The organism is Amycolatopsis sp. M39, from assembly GCF_001651785.1.
Lineage (GTDB): Bacteria > Actinomycetota > Actinomycetes > Mycobacteriales > Pseudonocardiaceae > Amycolatopsis > Amycolatopsis rubida.
In genome coordinates this window covers 1-19855 of record NZ_LWSF01000041.1, presented here as the reverse complement: position 1 = coordinate 19855, position 19855 = coordinate 1, and the positions used below count along the sequence as shown (strand labels likewise).

Below are 19855 nucleotides of genomic sequence, written 5' to 3'. Positions count from 1 at the left end.
GAGTCCCCCGCACGGACCGAGGGGTCAGCTGAACGAGACGGGGATGAACACGTCGAAGGACCGGTCGGCGGACCCGAGGTGGTCGCGCCGGCTGACGACGGCGCAGGTCACGGTCGCGCAGTCGAGATTGGTGCTGGCCTGCTTGACCCGGATCCGCGCGCTGAAGCCGCCGCTGGAGTCGATCGGGGTCGAGGCGCTGCCGCCGACCGGGCTGTTCGTCACCCAGGCCGAGGGGCCGACCCCGGTGCTGCCCTGGCCGTCGCCGCCGGCGCACGGGCTCGGGACCTGGCCGTAGCTGTAGTCGTCGGGGACCTGGCACAGCGCGAGGTAGTAGCCCTTCGCCGGGTCGTAGCCGGAACCGGTGACGGTGATCGTTTCCCCGGCCGCAGCGAGGCCGGTGGCGTTGGACGCGGTGAGCGTGTGCCCGTTGTGGGTCGCGGTGCCGGAAGCGGCCGACGCGGCTCCCGCGGCGCCGAGCAGCAGGCCGACGACCGCGGCCGGCACCAGGCCGAGCACGGCGCGTCTCTGCCGCTTGCGGCGGATCTGGGCGGCGGCTGAGCGGTCTGCGGGGGAGATGTGCTGAGACATCGGGGAAGCGCTCCTTAGTTCCGTGGAATACCGAGACCGCTGTCGGGTGGGGAGAAATCCGTTCGGGGGACACGAGAAGCGCCGAGGAACACGCTCCGAAATGAGGAACACCGGCAGCTTACCCAAAACTCACTCGATATGGTAAGCCTAACCTAACAACTTGAAGTGAGGGTCGCCTCAGTCGCGCGGCCGGCTTGCCGAAGGGGAGGGGCGCGGTGCGCTGGAGTCGAGTCGTCCGGTCCGGGAGATGGGCCGCGGGGGTGTGCGCGGCACTCGTCGTGACCGCTTGCGGCGGGCAGGGGGCGGCACCGCCGCAAGTCCCCGCGGCGGTGCCGGGCCAAACGCCGTTGGCACAGGTGAAACCGCTTGCCGACCCCCGCGGCTACACCGGCCCGACCACCGCCGTCGTGGCACAGCCGGACATCCAGCCGGTGGCGCCGGAACCGAAGCCCGCGCTTCCGGTGACAGTCACGGATTTCCAGGGAACGAAGGTGACGGTCTCCGACGCGAGCCGGATCCTGGCGTTCGACATGTCCGGCACGCTCGCCGCGACGGTGTTCGGCCTCGGGCTCGGCGACCGGGTGATCGGCCGGGACGTGTCCACCGGCTTCCCCGGTTCGGAAAAGCTCCCGGTGATCACCGCGAACGGCCACCAGCTCAACGGCGAAGCGATCATGGCGCTGAAACCGACCGTGGTGCTCACCGACACGTCGATCGGCCCGTGGAACGTGGTGCTGCAACTGCGCGACGCGCACGTGCCGGTCGTCGTGGTGGACTCGAAGCGCTCGATGGACAACACCCGCGAGCTGGTCGGCAGCGTCGCCGCCGCGCTCGGCGTCCCTGCGGCGGGGAAACAGCTGGCCGACCGCATCGACGGCCAGATCGCGCGGAAGAAAGCCGAAATCGCGCACCTGGTTCCCGCGGATCCGGCGAAGCGGCCGCGCGTGGCGTTCCTCTACGTCCGCGGGCAGGCGGGCGTCTACTACATGTTCGGCAAGGGCAGCGGCGTCGAGTCGATCCTTTCCGCGCTCGGCGTCGTGGACGTGGCGGCCGAGGCGGGCATCGACGGCATGCGGCCGATCAACCCGGAGGCGCTGAGCCGGGCGCGGCCGGATCTCGTGCTGATGATGACGAAGGGCCTGGAGTCGGTCGGCGGCGTCGACGGCGCGCTGGCGATTCCCGGCCTCGCGCAGACCCCGGCCGCGAAGAAGCGCCGGTTCGTCGACCTGAGCGACTACCAGATCCTCAGTTTCGGCCCGTTGACCGCGTCCGTGCTCGACGCGCTGGCCCGTGCGGTCTACGCGCCGGATTCGGTCAAGGCGGCGAAATGAGCGCGGTCCAGGAGAAACCCGTCGCGGTGCTGCCGGAGCCCGGCCTCCGGAGACGTCCGCTGCGCGTCACGGTGCTGTTCGCCGTGCTCGTCGCCGGACTGCTCGCGGTGGCGCTGGTTTCGGCGGCGGCCGGGCAGTACGGGATCCCGGTTCCGGACGTGCTCGGCTCGATCCTGCACCGGATCGGGATCGGCTCCGCTCCGGCGGGCATGGACAGCTACGCCGAGGGCACGCTGTGGCAGGTCCGGTTCCCTCGGGTGGTGCTGTCGCTGATCGTCGGCGGCGTGCTGGGCGTGTGCGGCGCGCTGATGCAGGGCGTTTTCGGCAATCCGCTGGCCGAACCCGGGGTCGTGGGAGTGTCGTCCGGGGCCGCGGTCGGCGCCTGTCTGTCCATTGTGGGCGGTTGGACTTTCCTCGGCACGTTCACCACGCCCGCGCTCGCCTTCGCCACCGGACTGGCCACGGTGCTGACGGTGTATCTGCTCGCCCGGTCGAAGGGCCGGACCGAGGTCGTCACGCTGATCCTGACCGGAGTGGCGGTGAACGCCGTGGCCGGGGCGGCGATCGCGTTCCTCGTCTTCCTCGGCGACCAGAGCGCGCGCGAGCAGATCGTGTTCTGGCAGCTGGGTTCGATGGCGTCGAGCCGCTGGCCGTACGTGTACACCGTCGCGCCGCTGGCGGTGGCGAGCGTACTCGTCGCGCTGGTGCTGGCGCGCAAGCTCGACCTGCTTTCGCTGGGGGACCGGCAGGCCCGGCACGTCGGCGTCAACGTCGAATCGCTGCGGCTGACCGCGGTCCTGGTGGTCGCGGTCGCGGTGTCCGCGGCGGTGTCGTACTCGGGGATCATCGGGTTCGTGGGGCTGGTCGTGCCGCACCTGATCCGGATGATCGCCGGTCCGGGCCACCGGGTGCTGCTGCCGGCGAGCGCGCTCGGCGGCGCGGTGCTCCTGTCGCTGGCCGATCTGCTCGCCCGCACGCTGTTCCCGTTCGCCGATCTCCCGATCGGCATCCTCACCGCGCTGGTCGGCGGGCCGTTCTTCTTCGTTCTGCTGTTGCGCACCAGGAAAAGCTCCGGAGGATGGGCATGAGCACAGTCGTGCGCCTTCCGCTCGACCGGCGCGGCCCGGGCATCGAACCGCTGGCCGCGGTGCGGCAGGCCACTGTCCGGGCGGGCGGTCGCGCGCTGCTCGACGCGGTGGACCTGGAAGCGCGCGCCGGGGAGGTGCTCGCGGTCGTCGGGCCGAACGGCGCGGGCAAGACCACGCTGCTGTCCGTGCTGGCAGGCGATCTCGCCCCGGACGCGGGCACCGCGACGGTTGCCGGGCGTCCGGCGGGCCAGTGGCGGACGGTGGAGCTGGCCCGGCGCCGGGCCGTGCTGCCGCAGCAGAATCCGCTGTCTTTCCCGTTCACCGTCGGGGAAGTGGTCGCGATGGGCCGGGCGCCCTGGCGGGGGACCGAGTCGCAGGACCGGGACGAGGAGATCGTCGCGACGGTGCTCGCCGAAACCGACGTGGCCGATCTCGCCGGACGCCGGTACCCCACGCTGTCCGGCGGCGAGCAGGCCCGGGTGGCGCTCGCCAGGGTCCTCGCGCAGGACACCGAACTGGTGCTGCTGGACGAGCCGACCGCTTCGCTGGACCTGCGCCATCAGGAGGACGTGCTCCGGCTCGTCGGCGCGAAGGCCGCCGGGGGAGCCGGAGTGGTGCTGGTGCTGCACGACCTGACTCTCGCGGCGGCCTACGCCGACCGGATCGCGGTGCTCGACGAGGGCAAGCTCGCCGCGGTCGGGCCGCCCGAGCAGGTGTGCACGGCCGGACTGCTGAGCGAGGTGTACCGCTGCGCGGTCGAGATCGTCCCCCATCCCGGCAGCGGCAAACCGATCGTCCTGCCCCGACGCGACTGAAGGAAAACCCGATGAGCATCCGTTTCCGCGCGGCCGTCGCCGTGCTCGCCGCCGGCGCGGCGGCCGGCCTGGTTCCGGTCCCGGCCTCGGCGGCGGGCGCGAGCGTCCGGCTGTCGCCCGCCGCCGCCGATCCCGACTACGCGACCGTGCTCACCCTGCGCGGCACCGGTTTCCAGTCGATTCCCAAGGGCCACGGCGGGATTTACGTCCTGTTCGGCACCGTGTCCGGCGACCGGTGGCGGCCGAGCCAGGGCGGGGCCACCGGGACGACCTACCGGTACGTCCAGGACAGCGAAACCAAGGACAACAACGGCTATCAGCGGTTCGTGGCCTTCCCCGGCGGCGACACCGCCTACGCGGCCAACGGCGGCACCATCGCGCCGGACGGGACCTGGTCGGCCAAACTGGTCGTGCCGGGCGCGCGGTTCCCGGCCGCCGACCGCACCGGCAAAGCGACCACAGTGGACTGTTCGACGGTGCAATGCGGGGTGATCACCGTCGGTGCGCACGGCGTGGTCAATCCGGAGAACGAGACGTTCACCCCGGTCACGTTCGCCGTGCCGGGCGCGCGCAAACCGGCGGTGCCGAAAACCGCCGCGCCGCCTCCTGCTTCTTCGCCGCCGCCGCCGTCGTCCTCCGCAGCCAAACCCGCACCGGCAGTCACCGCGGCGATGCACGAGGCCCGCGCTGGCGACAAGGTGCCGGTCACCGGTCGCGGGTTCGCGCCGAACGAGCGGATCTCCGTGGTCCTGCACTCCGATCCCGTCTCGCTGCCGGACGCGAAAGCCGACGCGAACGGCGTATTCGCTTATGTCGCTTCGCTTCCGGACGGGCTTCCGCCAGGCGAGCACCGGATCGCGTTCACCGGAGCGACTTCGGCGACGGAAGTGTCGGCACCGCTTTCCGTCGCCGCGCCTCCGGTCGCGGCGGTGGCGCAGAAGGCCGTACCGGCGGCGGAGCCGAGCGGCTGGCCGGTCTGGGCGACTGTCGTGTTCGCCGTCGCCGCGGTCCTGGTGCTGGCCGTGGCCGGATTCCTGCTGTGGCGGCGGGCGCGTTCCCGTGCCGCCGCGAACAGCTGACCGCATTCTCTCCCCAGGAAAGGCAATCAGTTGATGAAGAAGAACAGACCCGGTGCGAGACGGTGGCTTCGGCGGACCCTGACCGTCGCCGCGAGCGCGGCTCTGGTCCTGGCGACCGGCAGTGCCGGAATCGCCGGTGCCGACGCCGGGCCTTCGGTGACCGTCACGCCGTCGACCGATCTGGCTCCCGACGGGAGCACGGAAATCACCATCAAGGGCACCGGTTTCCGCCCGGACGGCAACGGCGGCAACGGTTACGGCCTGCGCATCGGCCCGGCACTGTCCACGTTGAAGGACCCGGGCACGGCGAACGGTTACCAGCTCGCCCGGCTGGTCAAGAAGGGCGCCGTCGGCAACCAGGTCCCGCTCGGCGACGACGGGTCCTTTTCGTACAAAGCCAAAGTGAAAGCTGTCTACGACGGCAGCGACGGCCGCAACCACGACGCGGCCGCGGAGCCGTTCTCGGTCTACACCTTCGCTTGGCGCGGCGACGACAGCTCCTTCGACACCGCGACGCCGATCCGGTTCCGCGGCACCGTCGACCCGCCGCCGCCCACCGGAGACGGAAAACCAGGTCTCTATTGGGGCTTCAAGCTTTCCTGGCGCAACTACCTCAAGAACTTCGCCGGGACCACGACGCCGCAAGGCGGCGCGATCCTCGACCCGAGTGACAAGTTCTCCGATCCGAAGCCGTACGTGTGGCCGCTCGAAAGCGCCGACTACGACGCGTCGACGAGCACCGGAACGGTTCGTTACCGCGGCGCGGTGCACTTCGCGATGCCCGCGCATTTCATCTGGGACATCGGGCTCGCCGATCCGGTGGTCACCTTCACCGGACCGGGCAAGGCGACCCTCGGCATGACGGTGAACTACAAGTTCTACGGCACCCAGGACAAACCGGAGAAGGTGCAGTCGCCGACGAAGGCGGTCATCGCGAACCTCGACGTCAGCGGGCCCGCCGCGCAGACTGCGGACGCGGCGGTCGCGAAAATCGCCAAAGCCACGCTCACCGACGCGGGAGCCGCTTCGTTCAACGGTTTCTACAACGCAGGCGCTGAACTGGACACCGGCGACATCGTCTTCCCCGGAAAAGCCGGTCCGGCGGTCCCGGCCATCACGGTCGCTCCGGCGTCGGTCGCGCAGGGCGGGTCCGTGCAGGTGACCGGCACCGGTTTCACCGCGGGCGAAGACGTGGCCCTCAGCCTGCGCGGGCAACCGGCCGGCAGCGCGAAGGCCGATGCCTCCGGCGGCTTCACCGCCGCCGTGGCGGTGCCCGCGGAACTGGCGCCCGGCGAGTACTCGGTCGCCGCGGCCGGATCGGTGTCGAAAGCCTCGGCGGCCGCGAAGATCACGGTGACCGCGCGGAACGTTCCGCCGCCCGCCGAGGGCTGCACGCTGACCCCGCAGAACGCGACCAAGGGCGATCTGCTGTGGGGCTTCAAAAAGAGCTTCCGGGAATACGTCGGCACCAGTCTCACCGGTGGCCCGGCGAAGGGCAACAGCATCACCGCCGGAGACGGCGCGGAGATCACCGGCACCGACCGGGCGGTCGCCGACGGCGTGCCGGACCCGGACGGAATCCCCACCGGCGCCTACCGGTTCCCGGCGAAGACCGGCCGCTACGCGTCACCGTCCGACTTTTCCGTGCAGTACCAAGGCAAAGTCACTTTCGCCTACCCGGCGCACTTCTTCACGATGATCCTCGCCAACCCGGCGGTCACCGTGTCCGGGGAGACCGGCGTGCTCAAGGCGGACGTCCGGCTCGTCGCGCAGCCCGGCGCGCCCGCCTCGTCGGTGGACCTGCCGCAGGCGACGCTGGCGAAGCTGACCCTGTCGGGCGCGCAGCGGCAGCCGGGGGAGGGAACCCTGCTCGTCAGCGGAATCGGCGCGAAACTGGCCAGTTCGGACGCGTTCGCCGGGTTCTACCAGACCGGTGCCGAACTGGACCCGGCGACGGTCGGCATCGCGGCTTCGTGCGCCGCTCCGCCCCCTCTCGGCGGCGACGCTTCCGGCACGGGCGGCACCGGCGGCGGTTCCGGCCAGGACTTGGTGCCGCCGCTGAAATTCCGCCCCGAAAGCGACACGGGAGCGCTGGCTTCCACCGGCGCGGACGCCTGGCCGCCGCTGTATCTGGGCTTGTCGCTGCTGCTCGGCGGCGCCGCGCTGGTGTTCGTCGCGCAGATCCGGCGCAAGGCGAAGAGCTAAGCGGCCAGCCCCGCGGGGAAAGCGCGTGAGGGCCGCCCTGAGGGAATCAGATTCCCTCAGGGCGGCCCTCACGGACCTTGGGACGGAGGTGGGTTAGTCGCGGGGAGCGACCAGTCGTTTCCCGGACCACAGCAGCACGGTGCTCAGCCCGTAGCTGGCCAGGTGCCCGAGGCTGATCCCGGCCCCCTGCAGCAGGTGTTTCGCTCGCCCCGGCGGCACATGCGTGCCGGTGACCGCGCTCGCGACCGCGATCGGCAGGGCCGGTGCGATGAACGGCGCGGACCAGCGCGGATAGGCAGTGCGGCCGGTGGCCACCGCGGCGGTGGCGAGGGCGGACGCGGCCACGGTCGCGATTCCGAAGGGCCAGTAGACGATCCCGATGGCGCGGCCGAACGCGGCGGCCTGATCCAGCATCCGCCGCTTGGCCGGTTCGCTCACCGGGGCCAGGTCCTCGGCCGCCTTGTACGCCTCGGCCCAATGAAAGAAGGTGCCGTGGATGAACGCCGGGGTCGTCCAGGCCGCGGCCAGCACCGCCGCCGGTGCGAACGCCCGGGCGCGGCCGGCCGGTGCGAGACCCTGGTAGAGATGCCACGCGGCGGCGAGGTACAGCGGCGAGCCGAACACACCGCTGAGCGCGCCGGCGGTGAGCCGGGTCGTGGAAGCCGGCAGCATCGCGCCGACCTTGGTGTCCACCTCCGGTTCGGCGAGGATCGGATGCCGGTCGGGTTCGACTTTCGAGCCGAGCAGGAGCACGTCGCCGAGTGCGTACAGCGCGGATCCGGCGACGCCGGCCAGTCCGGCCCAGCGGACGAGCCGGGTGTGCCGGGGCGCCCGTTTCCGGGGACGAAGGGATGCCATCGCGGCCTTCTTCCGTTTCGGGGGCGGGAATTCAGCCCAGGGTGAAAAGATTGATCTTGTAGGTGTTGATCAGCGGCGGCAGGAGCCGCGCGAGCAGCGGCAGGCCGTACCGGTAGCGCGCGGGCCAGGTGCGCGCCAGTTCCGGTTGCGGCGTCGCGAAAGTGCGGCTCTCCTCCAGCCGGAGGCCCCATTCCTCCAGCCGGCGCGGATCGTCGCATTCCCACTGCATCCGGGCGGTGAGCGTCTTGAAAACGGGGTTGCGGTCCTGGTTGCGCATCATCGCGCGGCCGCCGGTGTCGAAGGCGAATCCGCTGCCGGGGAACCGGTCGGCGAGCCGGCGGACCACCTCGCGCACCTGGTCTTCGGCGAGGTACAGCAGCACCGCCTCGCTCACGAAGAAGTACGGGCCCGCTGTCCCGGCGACCTGGTCGAGCCACTCCGGGTCGAGCACCGAAGCGGAGATCGTCGTGACCCGGCCGGAGTCGGCGAAGAACTCCCGGCGCAACGCGACGGTGTCCGGCAGGTCCAGGTCGAACCAGTGCATCCGGTCGGTGCCGAGCCGCTGCGCGCGGGTGTTGAGCCCGGTGCCCAGTTCGACGACCGTCCCGGCCGGATGCGCGGACAGGAACCGCCGCACCCAGCCGTCGAAGATCGCGCTCCGCAGCACCGATCCGGACAGCGCGGGGCCCCGGAACTTCGCGAAGTCGTAGTCGATGCGCTCGACCAGTTCGGCCGCCTTCGCGTCGCCCAGCACCGGATGACGCTTTTTCGCGTCCAAAGCACGTCCGTACAACGGAATCAGGAGAGTCTCCTGCACCGCGCCCAGTTCCACCGGTTTTCCCATCGCCGCCCCCTCGTTCCGATAGTTAGGGCAACCTAACTTCTGCGGCACGGCCGCGTCAACGGTCTTGACGCAAGGTTAGCCAACCCTTAGTTTTACCCGGTAACTAACCCGGGGCCAAGGAGAGCGAATGGCGGCATCGGCAGGCGGACGGCCCGCCCGGATCGCGGTGCCGGACATCCTGGCGGCGGGCCGCGAACTCGGGATGCGCCGGCTGAGCGTGAAGGCGGTCGCGGTGCGGCTGGGGGTCACCGCGACCGCGCTGTACCGGCACGTCGACGGCCGGTGGGGGCTGGAGCGGCTGGTCGGCGAGGACATCCTGGCGCAGCTGCGGCTGCCCGACGATCCGGCGCACGGCACGGAGGCGCACCTGGTGTCGTTCGCGATGCGGCTGCGCGAGTTCGTGCTCGACCATCCGGGCCTCGCCGGCTACCTCCAGGTGCTGTTCCCGCGAGGGGACGGCGGGCAGCGCCTGCTCGCCGCGGAGGTCGAGGCGCTGGGGCGGCGCGGTTACGCGGCGGACGCGGCGATCGTGCTCAGCAGCGCGGTCGCTTCGCTGACGATCGCGATGGCGGCCTCGGAGGAAAACAGCATCGCGGCCGAGACCGCGGACGGCGACGGACTGGAGCGGGAACGCGCTGCGGTGTGGCAGCGGCTGTCGCGGGACGACCGGCTGGGGCCCGCGCACGCGATGCTGCCCCGGCCGTCGCGGCCGGAGTACGTGCGGCTGCTGCTCACCGCGTCGATCCGCGGTCTGGTGGCGGCGTGCCCGCCGGGCCGTCCGGTGGCGGAGATGGTGGCCGAACTGGCCGGGATCGGGGAGAACTGATGGCCAGAGGTTTCCAAGGCGCGGTGCTGCGCGGGTTCGGCGCGCGCGACCACGAGGCGACCGTGCTCGGCACCGAGGAACTCGCGCCGCATTTCGTGCGGATCCGGTTCTCCTCGCCGACGTTGTTCGAGGACGTGACCGCCGAGCCGACCGCGTGGCTGCGGTTCTGGTTCCCGGACCCCGGCGGCGGACCGGCCGAGCACCAGCGCGCCTACACGCTGTCCGAGGCGGATCCGGCGGCCGGGACCTTCGCGGTCGACGTGGTGCTGCACGAACCGGCCGGACCGGCGTCGCAGTGGGCGCGCCGGGCCCGTCCGGGCACGACGGTCCCGGTGGTGTCGCTCGGTTCGACGCGGTTCGAGGTGCCCGCGGACCGGCCCGCCGGATACCTGCTGCTCGGCGACGCCGCGTCGATCCCCGCGGTCAACAGCATTCTCGCGGTGCTCCCGGCCGATCTGCCGGTGGAGCTGTACCTCGAACAGCACACCGGCGACGACCTGCTGATCCCGCTGGGCGAGCACCCGATGCTGCGCGTGCACTGGGTGCCGCGCCGGGACGCCACGACGCTCGCGGACGCGATCGAAGCACGCGACTGGTCGGACTGGCACGCCTGGCTCGCCACCGAATCGGGCACGCTGAAGCACGCGCGCACCAGGTTGCGGGAGGCGTTCGGGTTCCCGAAGGCGGAGGTGCACGGCCGGGCGTACTGGTACTACGGCCGCGCGATGGGCACCTTCCGGTCCGGAAAGGACGGAGACCAGCCGGAAACCGCGGTGCCGCAAGCAGAACCGGCCTCCGGGGAAGACCAGCCGACGGAAAGTCCGCAACGGACTCCGATGCGCGGACGATGGCAGGCGCAGGCGGCCGGGCGGTTGCTGGCCCCGCTGCGCCGCACCCTGATCTTCGCCGGGATCGTGCAGGCCGTGGTCACGCTGCTGCGGCTCGCGCCGTTTGTGCTGCTGGCGGAGCTGGCGCGGCTGGTGCTCGCGCACGCCGCGCCGGAACGGCTGTGGACGGTCGGAATCCTGGCGGTCGTCTTGCTGGCAGCCGGCGCGCTGCTGGAATCGGCGGTGATGGGCTGGCTGCACGCGGTCGACGCCCGGTTCGCGCGGGAACTGCGGCAGCGGCTGCTCGGCAAGCTCGCGCGGCTGCCGCTCGGCTGGTTCTCCGCGCGCGGCTCCGGGGCGGTCGGCAAACTGGTACAGGGCGACACCCTGGCGCTGCACCAACTGGTGACGCACGCGGTCCCGGACGCGGTGGCCGCGGCCGTGGCACCGCTGGCTGTGCTCGGCTACCTGTTCTCGGTGGACTGGCGGCTCGCGCTGGTGCTGCTCGGCCCGATCCTCGTCTACGTCGTGACGACCGCGGTGATGCTGGTGCAGTCGGGCAGCAAGACCGGGCAGGCCCAGCGATGGGCCGAACGGATGGCCGGGGAAGCGGCGGGCTATCTGGAGGGCCAGCCGGTGGTCCGGGTGTTCGGCGGGGCGGCGGCCTCGGCGTTCCGCCGCAGGCTGGACGAGTACGTTTCCTTCCTCGGCGCCTGGCAGCGGCCGTTCGTCGGCAAGAAGACACTGCTGGACTTCGCCACCCGGCCGGCCACCTTCCTGCTGCTGATCGCGGCGGTCGGCACCGCGCTGGTGCTGGGCGGGACCGATCCCTCGGCGCTCGTGCCGTTCCTGGTGCTGGGCACCACGTTCGGCGCGCGGCTGCTGGGCATCGGCTACGGACTCTCCGGCGTCCGCGACGGGGTGCTCGCCGCGCGCCGGATCCAGGTCGTGCTCGACGAACCGGAGCTGGACGTGCGCGAGCTGCCCGCGGCCGCCGCTACCGCACCGGGTACGGTAGAGCTGGACCACGTGGATTTCGCTTACCGCGCAGGGGTTCCGGTGCTGCGGGACGTGTCCCTGCGGCTGACGCCCGGCACGGTGACCGCGCTGGTCGGCCCGTCCGGTTCGGGCAAGTCGACGTTCGCCGCGCTCGTCGCGCGCTTCCACGACGTGACCGCGGGCGCGATCCGGGTCGACGGCCGGGACCTGCGCAGCCTCCCCTCGGACGAGCTGTACCGGCGGATCGGCTTCGTACTGCAAGAAACCCAGCTCGTGCACGCTTCGGTCCGCGACAACATCGCGCTCGCGGTACCGGACGCGACCGGCGAACAGATCGAGGCGGCGGCCCGGGCCGCGCAGATCCACGACCGGATCACCCGGTTGCCGGAGGGATACCGCACCGTGCTCGGCCCCGGCGCCCCGTTGTCCGGCGGCGAAAGCCAGCGGCTCGCGATCGCCCGCGCGCTGCTGGCCGATCCGCCGGTCCTGGTGCTGGACGAAGCGACCGCGTTCGCCGACCCGGAGTCGGAGTATCTCGTCCAGCGGGCGCTCGATCGGCTCACCGCCGGGCGGACCGTGCTGGTCATCGCGCACCGGCTGTACACCGTTTCGGGCGCCGACCGCATCGTGGTGCTCGACCACGGCCGGATCGCGGAATCCGGGACGCACGAGGAGCTTCTGGCCGCCGATGGTCGTTACGCGCGGCTGTGGCGCGCGGGCGGCGCCGCGGTCGTGGCCGAGGCAGCTCGATGACTCGCCCGCCGCACGCAGGACTCGCACCGGAGGCCGCTCGATGATCCGCACCCTGCTCCGCCTGATCCCCGCCGGCTCCCGCCCCGTCCTGCGCCGGTACGCCGTCCTGACCGTCGTCTCGGTTCTGCTGCGCGCCGCGGGTTCGGTGTTGCTCGTCCCGTTCGTCGCCGCCCTGTTCGGCTCCGATCCGGCGGACTCGGTGCCGTGGCTGGCGGCGCTCGCCGTCGCCACCGCGGCGGGGTGGGCGGTCGACGCGGCGGTCCACCGGCTCGGGTTCGACCTCGGGTTCGCCGTCCTGGACGACGCCCAGCACCAGGTCGCCGACCGGCTCGCCCGGGTCCGGCTGGCCTGGTTCGGCCCGGACACCACCGCGACCGCGCGGCAGGCGATCGCCGCCACCGGCCCGGATCTGGTCGGGCTGATCGGTTACCTGGTGACGCCGCTGGCCGGCGCGGTCCTGCTGCCGATCGCGCTCGGGCTGGCGCTGCTGCCGATCGCCTGGCCGCTCGGCGCGGCCGCGCTGGCGGGCGTTCCGGTGCTGCTCGGGGCCTGGTGGGCGAGCGGCCGCATCGCGCGCCGGGCCGACCGCGCCGCCGAGGAAGCCAATACCGCCTTCGGGGAGCGGATCGTCGAGTTCGCGCGCACCCAGCAGGCGTTGCGCGCGGCCCGCCGGGCGGAACCAGCCCGCAGTCACGCGGGCGCGGCGCTCGCCGCGCAGCACAGCGCGACGCTGCGGGTGCTGCGGATGCAGGTCCCCGGGCAGATCTTGTTCAGCGTGGCCACGCAATGCGCGCTGATCCTGCTCGCCGGGGTGACTGTCCTGCTCGCCGCGCGCGGAGACCTGAGCGCGCCCGAGACGATCGCGCTGATCGTCGTCGTCGCGCGCTACCTCGAACCGTTCGCCGCGCTCGCCGACCTCGCTCCGGGGCTGGAGAACGCTGCGCTGACTCTGGGTCGGATCAGGACCGTGCTCACCGCGCCGCTCGCCCGGTCCGGAGCGGCGGCGAAACCGGAATCGAGCGGCGGGGCCCGGGTGCGGCTGGCGTCGGCGGGCTTCCGCTATTCGCCGGAGGCCGAACCTGTGCTCGACGGGTTCGACCTGGTCCTCGAACCGGGCACGACGACCGCGATCGTCGGCCCGTCCGGTTCGGGCAAGAGCACCGTGCTCGCCCTGCTCGCCGGGCTGCGGGAGCCGACCGCCGGGCAGGTGCTGGCCGACGGCGCCGACCTCGCCGAACTGTCCGCGGAGGACCGCCGCGCGCTGGTCAGTTTCGTGTTCCAGCAGCCGTATCTGTTCGACGGCACAGTGCGGGAGAACATCCTGGCAGGCGACCCGGACGCGGACGAAGAGCGGCTCGCCGAGGCCATCGGACTGTCCCGAGTGGACGAACTGCTGGCCCGGCTGCCCGAGCGCGACCGCACTCCGGTCGGCGAAGCGGGCACCGCGCTTTCCGGGGGCGAACGGCAACGGGTCTCCATCGCCCGCGCCCTGCTCAAACCGGCGCCGCTGCTGCTGGTGGACGAAGCGACCAGCGCGCTCGACACCGAGAACGAGGCCGCGGTCGTCCGCGCGCTCAGCGCCGATCCGGTTCCGCGGACGCGAGTCATCGTGACGCACCGGGTCGCGGCGATGCGCTACGCCGACCGGGTCGTGTTCCTTGAGGACGGACGTATCGTGGAAGACGGCTCGGTGGACGAACTTCTCGCCAGGCAGGGCCGGTTCGCCCAGTTCTGGCAGCAGCAGCTCGACCGCACGCGCTGGCGTCTCGCCGCCGCGCCTTCCGCACCGCCGGAGTAGCCGCCGGTGCGGGTGACGCTCTGGCGCGGCTTACCCGAGCCGGGCCGTGATCGCCGGACGCTCGGTCGGTCCGCTGTTCACATTCGTCCGGCGATGCCACCGCAAGCGGTCGTCGCCGAACTCGATGGTGACCGTGTCGTGGAACGGCGATTCCACGAAGTACCACTCCAGCACCAGTTCACCGGGAGAACGCCACTGCGCGGCGGCGAGGACCCGCGTCGATTCGGCCTGGTACGAGTGGTGCAGCTGCCAGGTGGTGACCCCAGTGTCCGACTCGACCCAAGTGGACAGTCCACAACGGACCGAGTGGCGGCCGCGAGCGTCGTCCAGGGTCACGACTAACGCCTCGTCGTCCACAGTGAACGAGATCGCCGAGAGCCCGTCCTCATTGGACTCGCATTCGTATCGCTGGCCGTCCAGCGCAACGGAGGTCGGCGAAAGCTCCGGAGCGGTGTAAGTCAGGTCGGCGGCCAGTGCGGCATCGGCCACAGTGGACGGTGCGCCGTCGAACGCGGGCACCAGCAAGTCGTGCACCAGCCCGGACAGCAGCCGGTGCTTGCCGTGCGTGATGCTGCCGGTGGTGACGACCACCGCGTCGTGCCGGGGGAGTACGAAGACGTCCTGGCCGAACATCCCGGACGCCCGATAGCCGCCGTCGGCGTCGAGCCACAACTGGTAGCCGTAGCCTTCCGGCCGCTCGCCGGAGTCGGCGGAGGACGGGACGAACTCGGTGCCGTTCCAGCTTCCGGCGTCGGCGTTCTGGACGTGCCAGGCAGTGGCTTCGCGCACCCACCCCTCGGGCAGGATTCGATCGCCCTGCCAGATTCCGTCGTGCAGGTGCAGCACGCCCCACTTCAAGAAGTCGATGCTGCGCAGGCTCAGGCCGTTCCCGCCGGAGCAGATGCCTTCCGGGTCGGTGTCCCAGGTGTGCCCGGCGAAACCGAGCGGCTCGAACAACCGTGGCCGCAAGTAGTCGTAAACAGACTGGCCGGACGTCCGTTGCACGATGGCGGACAGCAGGTGCGACGTCGCGCTGGAGTAGGTGAACGCCTTGCCCGGCGGCAGATCCACGGGAGTGCGCAGGTATTCCCGCACCCAGCTGGTCTTCAGCAGCCGCCAGGTTTTGCCGGACAGGCCCACGCGGTGGCCGGTCCGCATGGTCAGCAGGTCTTCGACGGTGATCGCGCGCAGGTGCTCCGACGCGTCGGGCGGCACGAGTTCCGGGAAGAACGAAACCAGGCGATCGTCCAGTCGCACCAAGCCTTCGTCGAGCGCGAAGCCGATCGCCGTGCCGACAAAGGACTTCGTCGCCGAATGTGTCGTATGCGGACGGTCCGCGCGGTAGGGCCACCAGTAGTGCTCGAACGCCAGCTTGCCCGACCGGTAGACGAGCAGGCTGTCGAGCGAGATGCCGTCGGCGGTCAGCCGCTGCAGGAAGCCGCGCACGCGGTGGGCGTCGAGGCCCGCGTCGGACGGGGCGGCGGAGGGGAAAGCAGAGGTCACGAAGGCTCCCGGACGAGTGTTTTCTTGCGGTTGGCGAGTCGTTCGGCGACCCGCGAGAGGGTGATGTTGACGACGATGTAGAGCAGCCCGGCCCCGACGTAGGCCTGGATGAAATCGCCGCTGAACTCGCCGAGCACCTTGCCGTTGTTCAGCAGTTCGGCGATGCCGACGACGTAGCCGAGGCTGGATTCCTTGATGACCCGCACGGTCTGGCTGATCAGGGCGGGCGCGAGCGCGCGGGCCGCCTGCGGGAGCACGACGAACGTCATGACCTCCCAGTGCCGCAGGCCGATCGCATGCCCGGCTTCGCTCTGCCCCCGGCCCACCGCGAGGATCCCGGCCCGCACGATCTCGGCGAAGATCGCCCCGGCGTGCGCGACGATCGCCAGCACCAGCTGCCAGAAGATCGGCACCCGGACGCCGAGGAGCGGCAGCCCGAACATGAAGAAGAACAGGATCAGCAGCAGCGGCATCGCGCGGAAGAACTCGATCACCGCGGCCGACGGCCAGCTCAGCCACCGCTTCCGGCTCAACCGGCCCAGCGCGAGCAGCACCCCGATCGCGACCGACAGCACCGTGGACACGACGCCGACCAGCAGCGTCATCGCCAGGCCCTGCAAGAGGAATCGGAGCATCGCGCCGTCGGCGAGGATCGCCCAGCGGGCCGGGTCGAGCTGGCCGGAGGCGCCGAGCTTGACCAGCACGAGGGCCAGCAGCCCGAGCAGCACGATGCCGCAGAGGATCGAAACCGTGCGCAGCCGGGCCTTGGCTTTCGGGCCGAGCGCGTCGAAGAGGATGTCGTCGTTCACCGGAGCACCCGGACCTTTCGCTCGATGAGCCGCACGACCCCGCTGACCGCCAGGTTGATCACGAGATAGCCGCAGGCCGCGACGGCGAAGGCCAGGATCGGCTCGGCGGTCTCGAGGTTGAACGAGCGGGTTTCCAGGGTCAGTTCGTCCACTCCGACCGCCGCGCCGAGCGCCGACCCGAGTGCGACGTTGATCAGGATCGTGCCCAGCGGCTGTACCATCGCGCGGAATGCCTGCGGCAGCAGGACATCCAGCACGACCCGGCGGAACGGCAGCCCGATCGCCCTGGCCGCCTCGACCTGGCCGCGATCCACCGCACGGACGCCCGAGCGGATGGTTTCGCAGACATACGCGGCGAAGTAGACGCCCAGCGCGAGCACCAGACACCAGAACAACGGAATCAACACGCCTGCGTCGGGCAGCCCGAAGATGATCAGCACGGCGATCAGCAGCAACGGCGAGTTGCGGACGAGATCGACATACAACCGGCCGGCGACCCGCAGCGGCCGGACCGGGCTGATCCGGCAGATCGCGACGACGCAGCCGAGAACGAGCGCGAGCGGGAAGGCGCACGCGGTGAGCAGCAAAGTGGTGGTGAAACCGCCGAGGATTTCCCCGGCGTGACCGGAAAGCACGGGTGGTCTCCCTTCAGGAGCCGGGGACAGAGCCGGGCTCGGGCGGCTCGGGAGCGGGACCGGACACGAGCGGGCCGACGGTCTGCTCCCACAGCCGCCGCCAGCTTCCGTCGGCGGCGATGCGGTGCAGGAAACCGACGACGATCTGCTTGAACGCCGGATCGTCCTTCGGCAGGCCGATCCCGAACGGGCTGCTGCCGTACGTCGCGGGCGTCATCCGCAGTCGCGCGTCGACTGCCGCTTTGCCGAGCAGGATCGCGGTGTTCGCCGACCACGCTTGGACCCGGCCCTGCCGGACGGCGGCGGCGCACTGGCTCGATTCCTCGAACACCACCGCACGCGCCTGCGGGCACGCCTTCTGCAGCGCTTCCTGCGCCGCGCCCGGCTGTACCGCGACGTCTTTGCCAGACAGGTCGCGCACGGCGGTGACCTGCGGACCGTCTGCCGCGGTGACGATGCCGGAGCGCGCGATGTAGTACGGCCCGGCGAAGGAGACGAGCCGCGCCCGGCTTTTGCTGATCGTGTAGGTACAGACGGCGACATCGACGGATTGGTTCTGCAGGATCGCCTCGCGCGTGTCGGCGCCGCCGGTGATGGTGTCCACCTCGGGCGTGCCGAGCAGGTACTTGGCCAGCAGCTGGGCGATCCCGATGTCGAATCCGGTGATCTTGCCGGTCGCCGGGTTCATCATGCCGAACCCCGGCGTGGTCACCGAACCGGATTGCCGCAGGACACCTTGGTCGCGGATCCGGCGCAGCGTGGGCGTTTCCGGCAGGTCGGCGCCGACCGGTCCGCGCGCGACGGCGTCGGCCTGGTCAAGCGTGGCGTACGCGGGATTGCCTGCCGTTCGAGTGGTTCCGCCGCCGCAGGACGCGAGAAGCGGGACCGTGCCGGCGGCGAGCAGCGCGGTCCGGCGGGAGAGGAGAGCGGACATGAGAGCCTCCAGGCTCAGTGGCTGAGCACGCGGGCGAGGAAATCGCGCGCGCGTTCGGTCTGCGGCGAGCCGAAGAAGTCCTCCGGCGCGGCGGATTCGGCGATCCGGCCCTCAGCCATGAACACGACGCGGTCGGCGGCCTTGCGGGCGAAGCCCATCTCGTGGGTCACCACGATCATGGTCATGCCTTCGGCGGCGAGCGCGGTCATCACGTCGAGCACCTCGTGGATCATCTCGGGGTCGAGCGCGCTGGTCGGTTCGTCGAACAGCAGCACGCGCGGCTCCATCGCCAGCGCGCGGGCGATCGCGACCCGCTGCTGCTGGCCGCCGGACAGCTGCGCCGGGTACTTGTCGCCGTGCGCGCCGACGCCGACGCGCTCCAGCAGTTCCTCGGCCCGTTTCCGCGCGTCGGCGCGGCTGAGCCCGCGCACCCGGACCGGGCCGAGCATCACGTTGTCCCGCACGGTCTTGTGCGCGAAGAGGTTGAAGGACTGGAACACCATGCCGACGTCGGCACGCAGCCGGGCGAGGTCCGCGCCCTCGGCGGGCAGCGGGCGGCCCTCGATCTCGATCGAGCCCTCGTCCGCGGTCTCCAGCCGGTTGACGCAGCGGCACAGCGTCGATTTCCCGGAGCCGGACGGTCCGATGACCACGACGACTTCGCCGCGCCGGACGTCGAGGTCGATCCCGGTCAGCACCCGGGCCGATCCGAACGACTTGCCGACGCCGCGCAGCCGTACCAGGGGCTGATCTGTGCTCATGAGCGCTCCTCGTCGAGCCGGCGGGGTAGGGTTCGCTACACAACGGAGAACCCTCCGGCAGTTTGTAGTAGCCACTACGTCTAGTCAAGGGTGTCATGTCCACTACTTATCTCGGCGGCGACCAGTTCGACGACCACGTCCGCGCCCGGCTCGACGACCTCAAGCCGGCGGAACGCCAGGTCGCCCGGTTCATGCTGGCCAATCCGAACGAGGTGCTGTTCTCCTCGGCGGGCGATCTCGGCGCGGCGGCCGGGACCAGCGACGCGACCGTGGTCCGCACCGCGAAAGCGCTCGGCTACTCGGGGCTGCCGGAGCTGAAGCGGCACCTCGGCCAGACGTTCACCGCACGCACCGAGCCGACCGTCCGGCTGAGCGCGGCGATGGAGAACCTCGGATCGACCGGTTCGCGCCAGATCGACCGGGTGATGGCCGACAGCGCCGAGCGGCTGCAGGAAATGCAGCGCCAGCTCGCGCCGGAAGCGGTCGAGGAGGCGGCGCAACTGCTGCTCGACGCCCGGATGGTGTTCACCTGGGGGCTCGGGCTCTCGTCGGTCTGCGCTGAGTACGCCGCGTTCCGGCTCGCCCGCCGGGGTCTGGTCACGCGGCACTGCGACGACACCGGCTTCCGGCTCGCGGACGCGTTGCTCCCGTTGCGTGCCGAGGACGCGGTGCTGGTGTACGTCCCGGCCCGGCAGAACCGCGACGTCGAGCTGATCCTGCGTTACGCGGAGGAGGTCGGGGCGGCGGTGGTGCTCGTGACGAGCCAGCTGTCCGCGGACCTCGAATCGCGAGTCCGCGTCGTGTTGCCCGCACCGGATTCCCCGACGAAGTTCACCGGCGAAACCCTGACCGCCTCGATCGTCACCGACATCCTCGCGCACACCATCGCGGGCCGGGAGCCGGACCGCGCGAAGGCGACCGCGGACCTGCTCACCCGGCTCCGGGCGGACCTCGGCGAGCGCAAGTAGCCCTCGTGAGTGGTGGTCCCGGTTCTCGCGGCGCCAGCACTCACGAGACCCCCTCCGGTCGTTGCCCGCCGCTGCTGCTGCCCGCTGTCCGCTGCCGCCGCCGTTGCCGCCCGCTGCTGCTGCCCGCCGCCGTTGCTGCCGCCCGCCGCCGTTGCTGCCGCCCGCTGCCGCTGCTGCCGCCCGCTGCCGCTGCCGCCGCTGCCCGCTGCCCCGCCCGCTGCCGCCCGCCGCCCG

At 71.4% G+C, this 19855-nt stretch carries 18 protein-coding genes; 9 read left to right on the top strand and 9 right to left on the bottom strand.

Going from position 1 to position 19855, the window contains the following annotated elements:
- Nucleotides 1-24: 24 nt before the first annotated feature.
- Nucleotides 25-588, bottom strand: a complete 564-nt coding sequence (locus A4R44_RS43290; RefSeq protein ID WP_232792055.1) for a hypothetical protein — start codon at nt 586-588, stop codon at nt 25-27.
- 356 nt (nt 589-944) lie between these two features.
- Between A4R44_RS43290 and A4R44_RS43285 the strand changes: the two genes are divergently transcribed.
- The 5 genes from A4R44_RS43285 to A4R44_RS43265 are packed head-to-tail and all read left to right on the top strand — an operon-like array spanning nt 945 to nt 7106.
- Nucleotides 945-1919 (top strand): hemin ABC transporter substrate-binding protein, encoded by a 975-nt coding sequence (locus A4R44_RS43285; RefSeq protein WP_232792054.1) that lies wholly within the window; start codon nt 945-947, stop codon nt 1917-1919.
- Entirely contained in the window at nt 1916-3007 is a 1092-nt protein-coding gene (locus A4R44_RS43280) for an iron ABC transporter permease (protein ID WP_067594999.1), read from the top strand. Before A4R44_RS43285 ends, A4R44_RS43280 begins: the two co-directional genes overlap by 4 nt.
- The gene (locus tag A4R44_RS43275) at nt 3004-3822 is read left to right on the top strand and encodes a heme ABC transporter ATP-binding protein (protein WP_067595082.1); all 819 of its coding nucleotides are present in this window, start codon (nt 3004-3006) and stop codon (nt 3820-3822) included. The genes A4R44_RS43280 and A4R44_RS43275 overlap by 4 nt, the downstream gene beginning before the upstream one ends.
- Before the next feature lie 11 nt (nt 3823-3833).
- Nucleotides 3834-4901 carry a hypothetical protein gene (locus tag A4R44_RS43270; RefSeq protein WP_067594996.1) on the top strand — a complete coding sequence of 356 codons (1068 nt, stop codon included), beginning with the start codon at nt 3834-3836 and terminating at the stop codon, nt 4899-4901.
- A gap of 33 nt (nt 4902-4934) precedes the next feature.
- Nucleotides 4935-7106 (top strand): HtaA domain-containing protein, encoded by a 2172-nt coding sequence (locus tag A4R44_RS43265; protein ID WP_067594993.1) that lies wholly within the window; start codon nt 4935-4937, stop codon nt 7104-7106.
- A gap of 93 nt (nt 7107-7199) precedes the next feature.
- Here A4R44_RS43265 and A4R44_RS43260 read toward each other — a convergent pair whose 3' ends face one another.
- On the bottom strand, nt 7200-7964 hold the full coding sequence (locus A4R44_RS43260) for a DUF6796 family protein (protein ID WP_067594990.1): 765 nt from the start codon (nt 7962-7964) through the stop codon (nt 7200-7202).
- A gap of 31 nt (nt 7965-7995) precedes the next feature.
- A complete protein-coding gene (locus tag A4R44_RS43255; RefSeq protein ID WP_067594987.1) occupies nt 7996-8808 on the bottom strand; it encodes a class I SAM-dependent methyltransferase in 813 nt (270 codons plus the stop codon).
- A gap of 127 nt (nt 8809-8935) precedes the next feature.
- On the opposite strand from A4R44_RS43255, the gene A4R44_RS43250 reads away from it, so the two are divergent.
- From A4R44_RS43250 to A4R44_RS43240, 3 genes are read left to right on the top strand one after another with little or no spacing between them, the layout of a single operon-like run.
- Entirely contained in the window at nt 8936-9634 is a 699-nt protein-coding gene (locus A4R44_RS43250) for a TetR family transcriptional regulator (RefSeq protein ID WP_067594984.1), read from the top strand.
- Nucleotides 9634-12213, top strand: coding sequence for an ABC transporter ATP-binding protein/permease (locus tag A4R44_RS43245; RefSeq protein ID WP_067594981.1), 2580 nt, complete (start codon nt 9634-9636; stop codon nt 12211-12213). Before A4R44_RS43250 ends, A4R44_RS43245 begins: the two co-directional genes overlap by 1 nt.
- A gap of 40 nt (nt 12214-12253) precedes the next feature.
- The gene (locus A4R44_RS43240; protein WP_067594978.1) at nt 12254-14011 is read left to right on the top strand and encodes an ABC transporter ATP-binding protein; all 1758 of its coding nucleotides are present in this window, start codon (nt 12254-12256) and stop codon (nt 14009-14011) included.
- 30 nt (nt 14012-14041) lie between these two features.
- Here the strand turns inward: A4R44_RS43240 and A4R44_RS43235 are convergent, their stop codons facing one another.
- From A4R44_RS43235 to A4R44_RS43215, 5 genes are read right to left on the bottom strand one after another with little or no spacing between them, the layout of a single operon-like run.
- Nucleotides 14042-15514: a serine hydrolase gene (locus tag A4R44_RS43235; protein ID WP_095213989.1), complete on the bottom strand. Its 1473-nt coding sequence runs from the start codon at nt 15512-15514 to the stop codon at nt 14042-14044.
- Nucleotides 15511-16323 carry an amino acid ABC transporter permease gene (locus A4R44_RS43230; protein ID WP_067594976.1) on the bottom strand — a complete coding sequence of 271 codons (813 nt, stop codon included), beginning with the start codon at nt 16321-16323 and terminating at the stop codon, nt 15511-15513. The genes A4R44_RS43235 and A4R44_RS43230 overlap by 4 nt, the downstream gene beginning before the upstream one ends.
- Nucleotides 16320-16958 carry an amino acid ABC transporter permease gene (locus A4R44_RS43225; RefSeq protein WP_157905158.1) on the bottom strand — a complete coding sequence of 213 codons (639 nt, stop codon included), beginning with the start codon at nt 16956-16958 and terminating at the stop codon, nt 16320-16322. The genes A4R44_RS43230 and A4R44_RS43225 overlap by 4 nt, the downstream gene beginning before the upstream one ends.
- Nucleotides 16959-16971: 13 nt before the next feature.
- Nucleotides 16972-17892, bottom strand: coding sequence for a transporter substrate-binding domain-containing protein (locus A4R44_RS43220; protein ID WP_067594970.1), 921 nt, complete (start codon nt 17890-17892; stop codon nt 16972-16974).
- Nucleotides 17893-17906: 14 nt separating this feature from the next.
- The gene (locus A4R44_RS43215; RefSeq protein ID WP_067594967.1) at nt 17907-18653 is read right to left on the bottom strand and encodes an amino acid ABC transporter ATP-binding protein; all 747 of its coding nucleotides are present in this window, start codon (nt 18651-18653) and stop codon (nt 17907-17909) included.
- A gap of 95 nt (nt 18654-18748) precedes the next feature.
- On the opposite strand from A4R44_RS43215, the gene A4R44_RS43210 reads away from it, so the two are divergent.
- Nucleotides 18749-19621, top strand: coding sequence for a MurR/RpiR family transcriptional regulator (locus A4R44_RS43210; protein WP_093576861.1), 873 nt, complete (start codon nt 18749-18751; stop codon nt 19619-19621).
- Between the two features lie 40 nt (nt 19622-19661).
- Here the strand turns inward: A4R44_RS43210 and A4R44_RS51595 are convergent.
- Nucleotides 19662-19855: hypothetical protein (locus A4R44_RS51595; RefSeq protein ID WP_232792053.1), on the bottom strand; the 194-nt coding region annotated here is incomplete at its 5' end.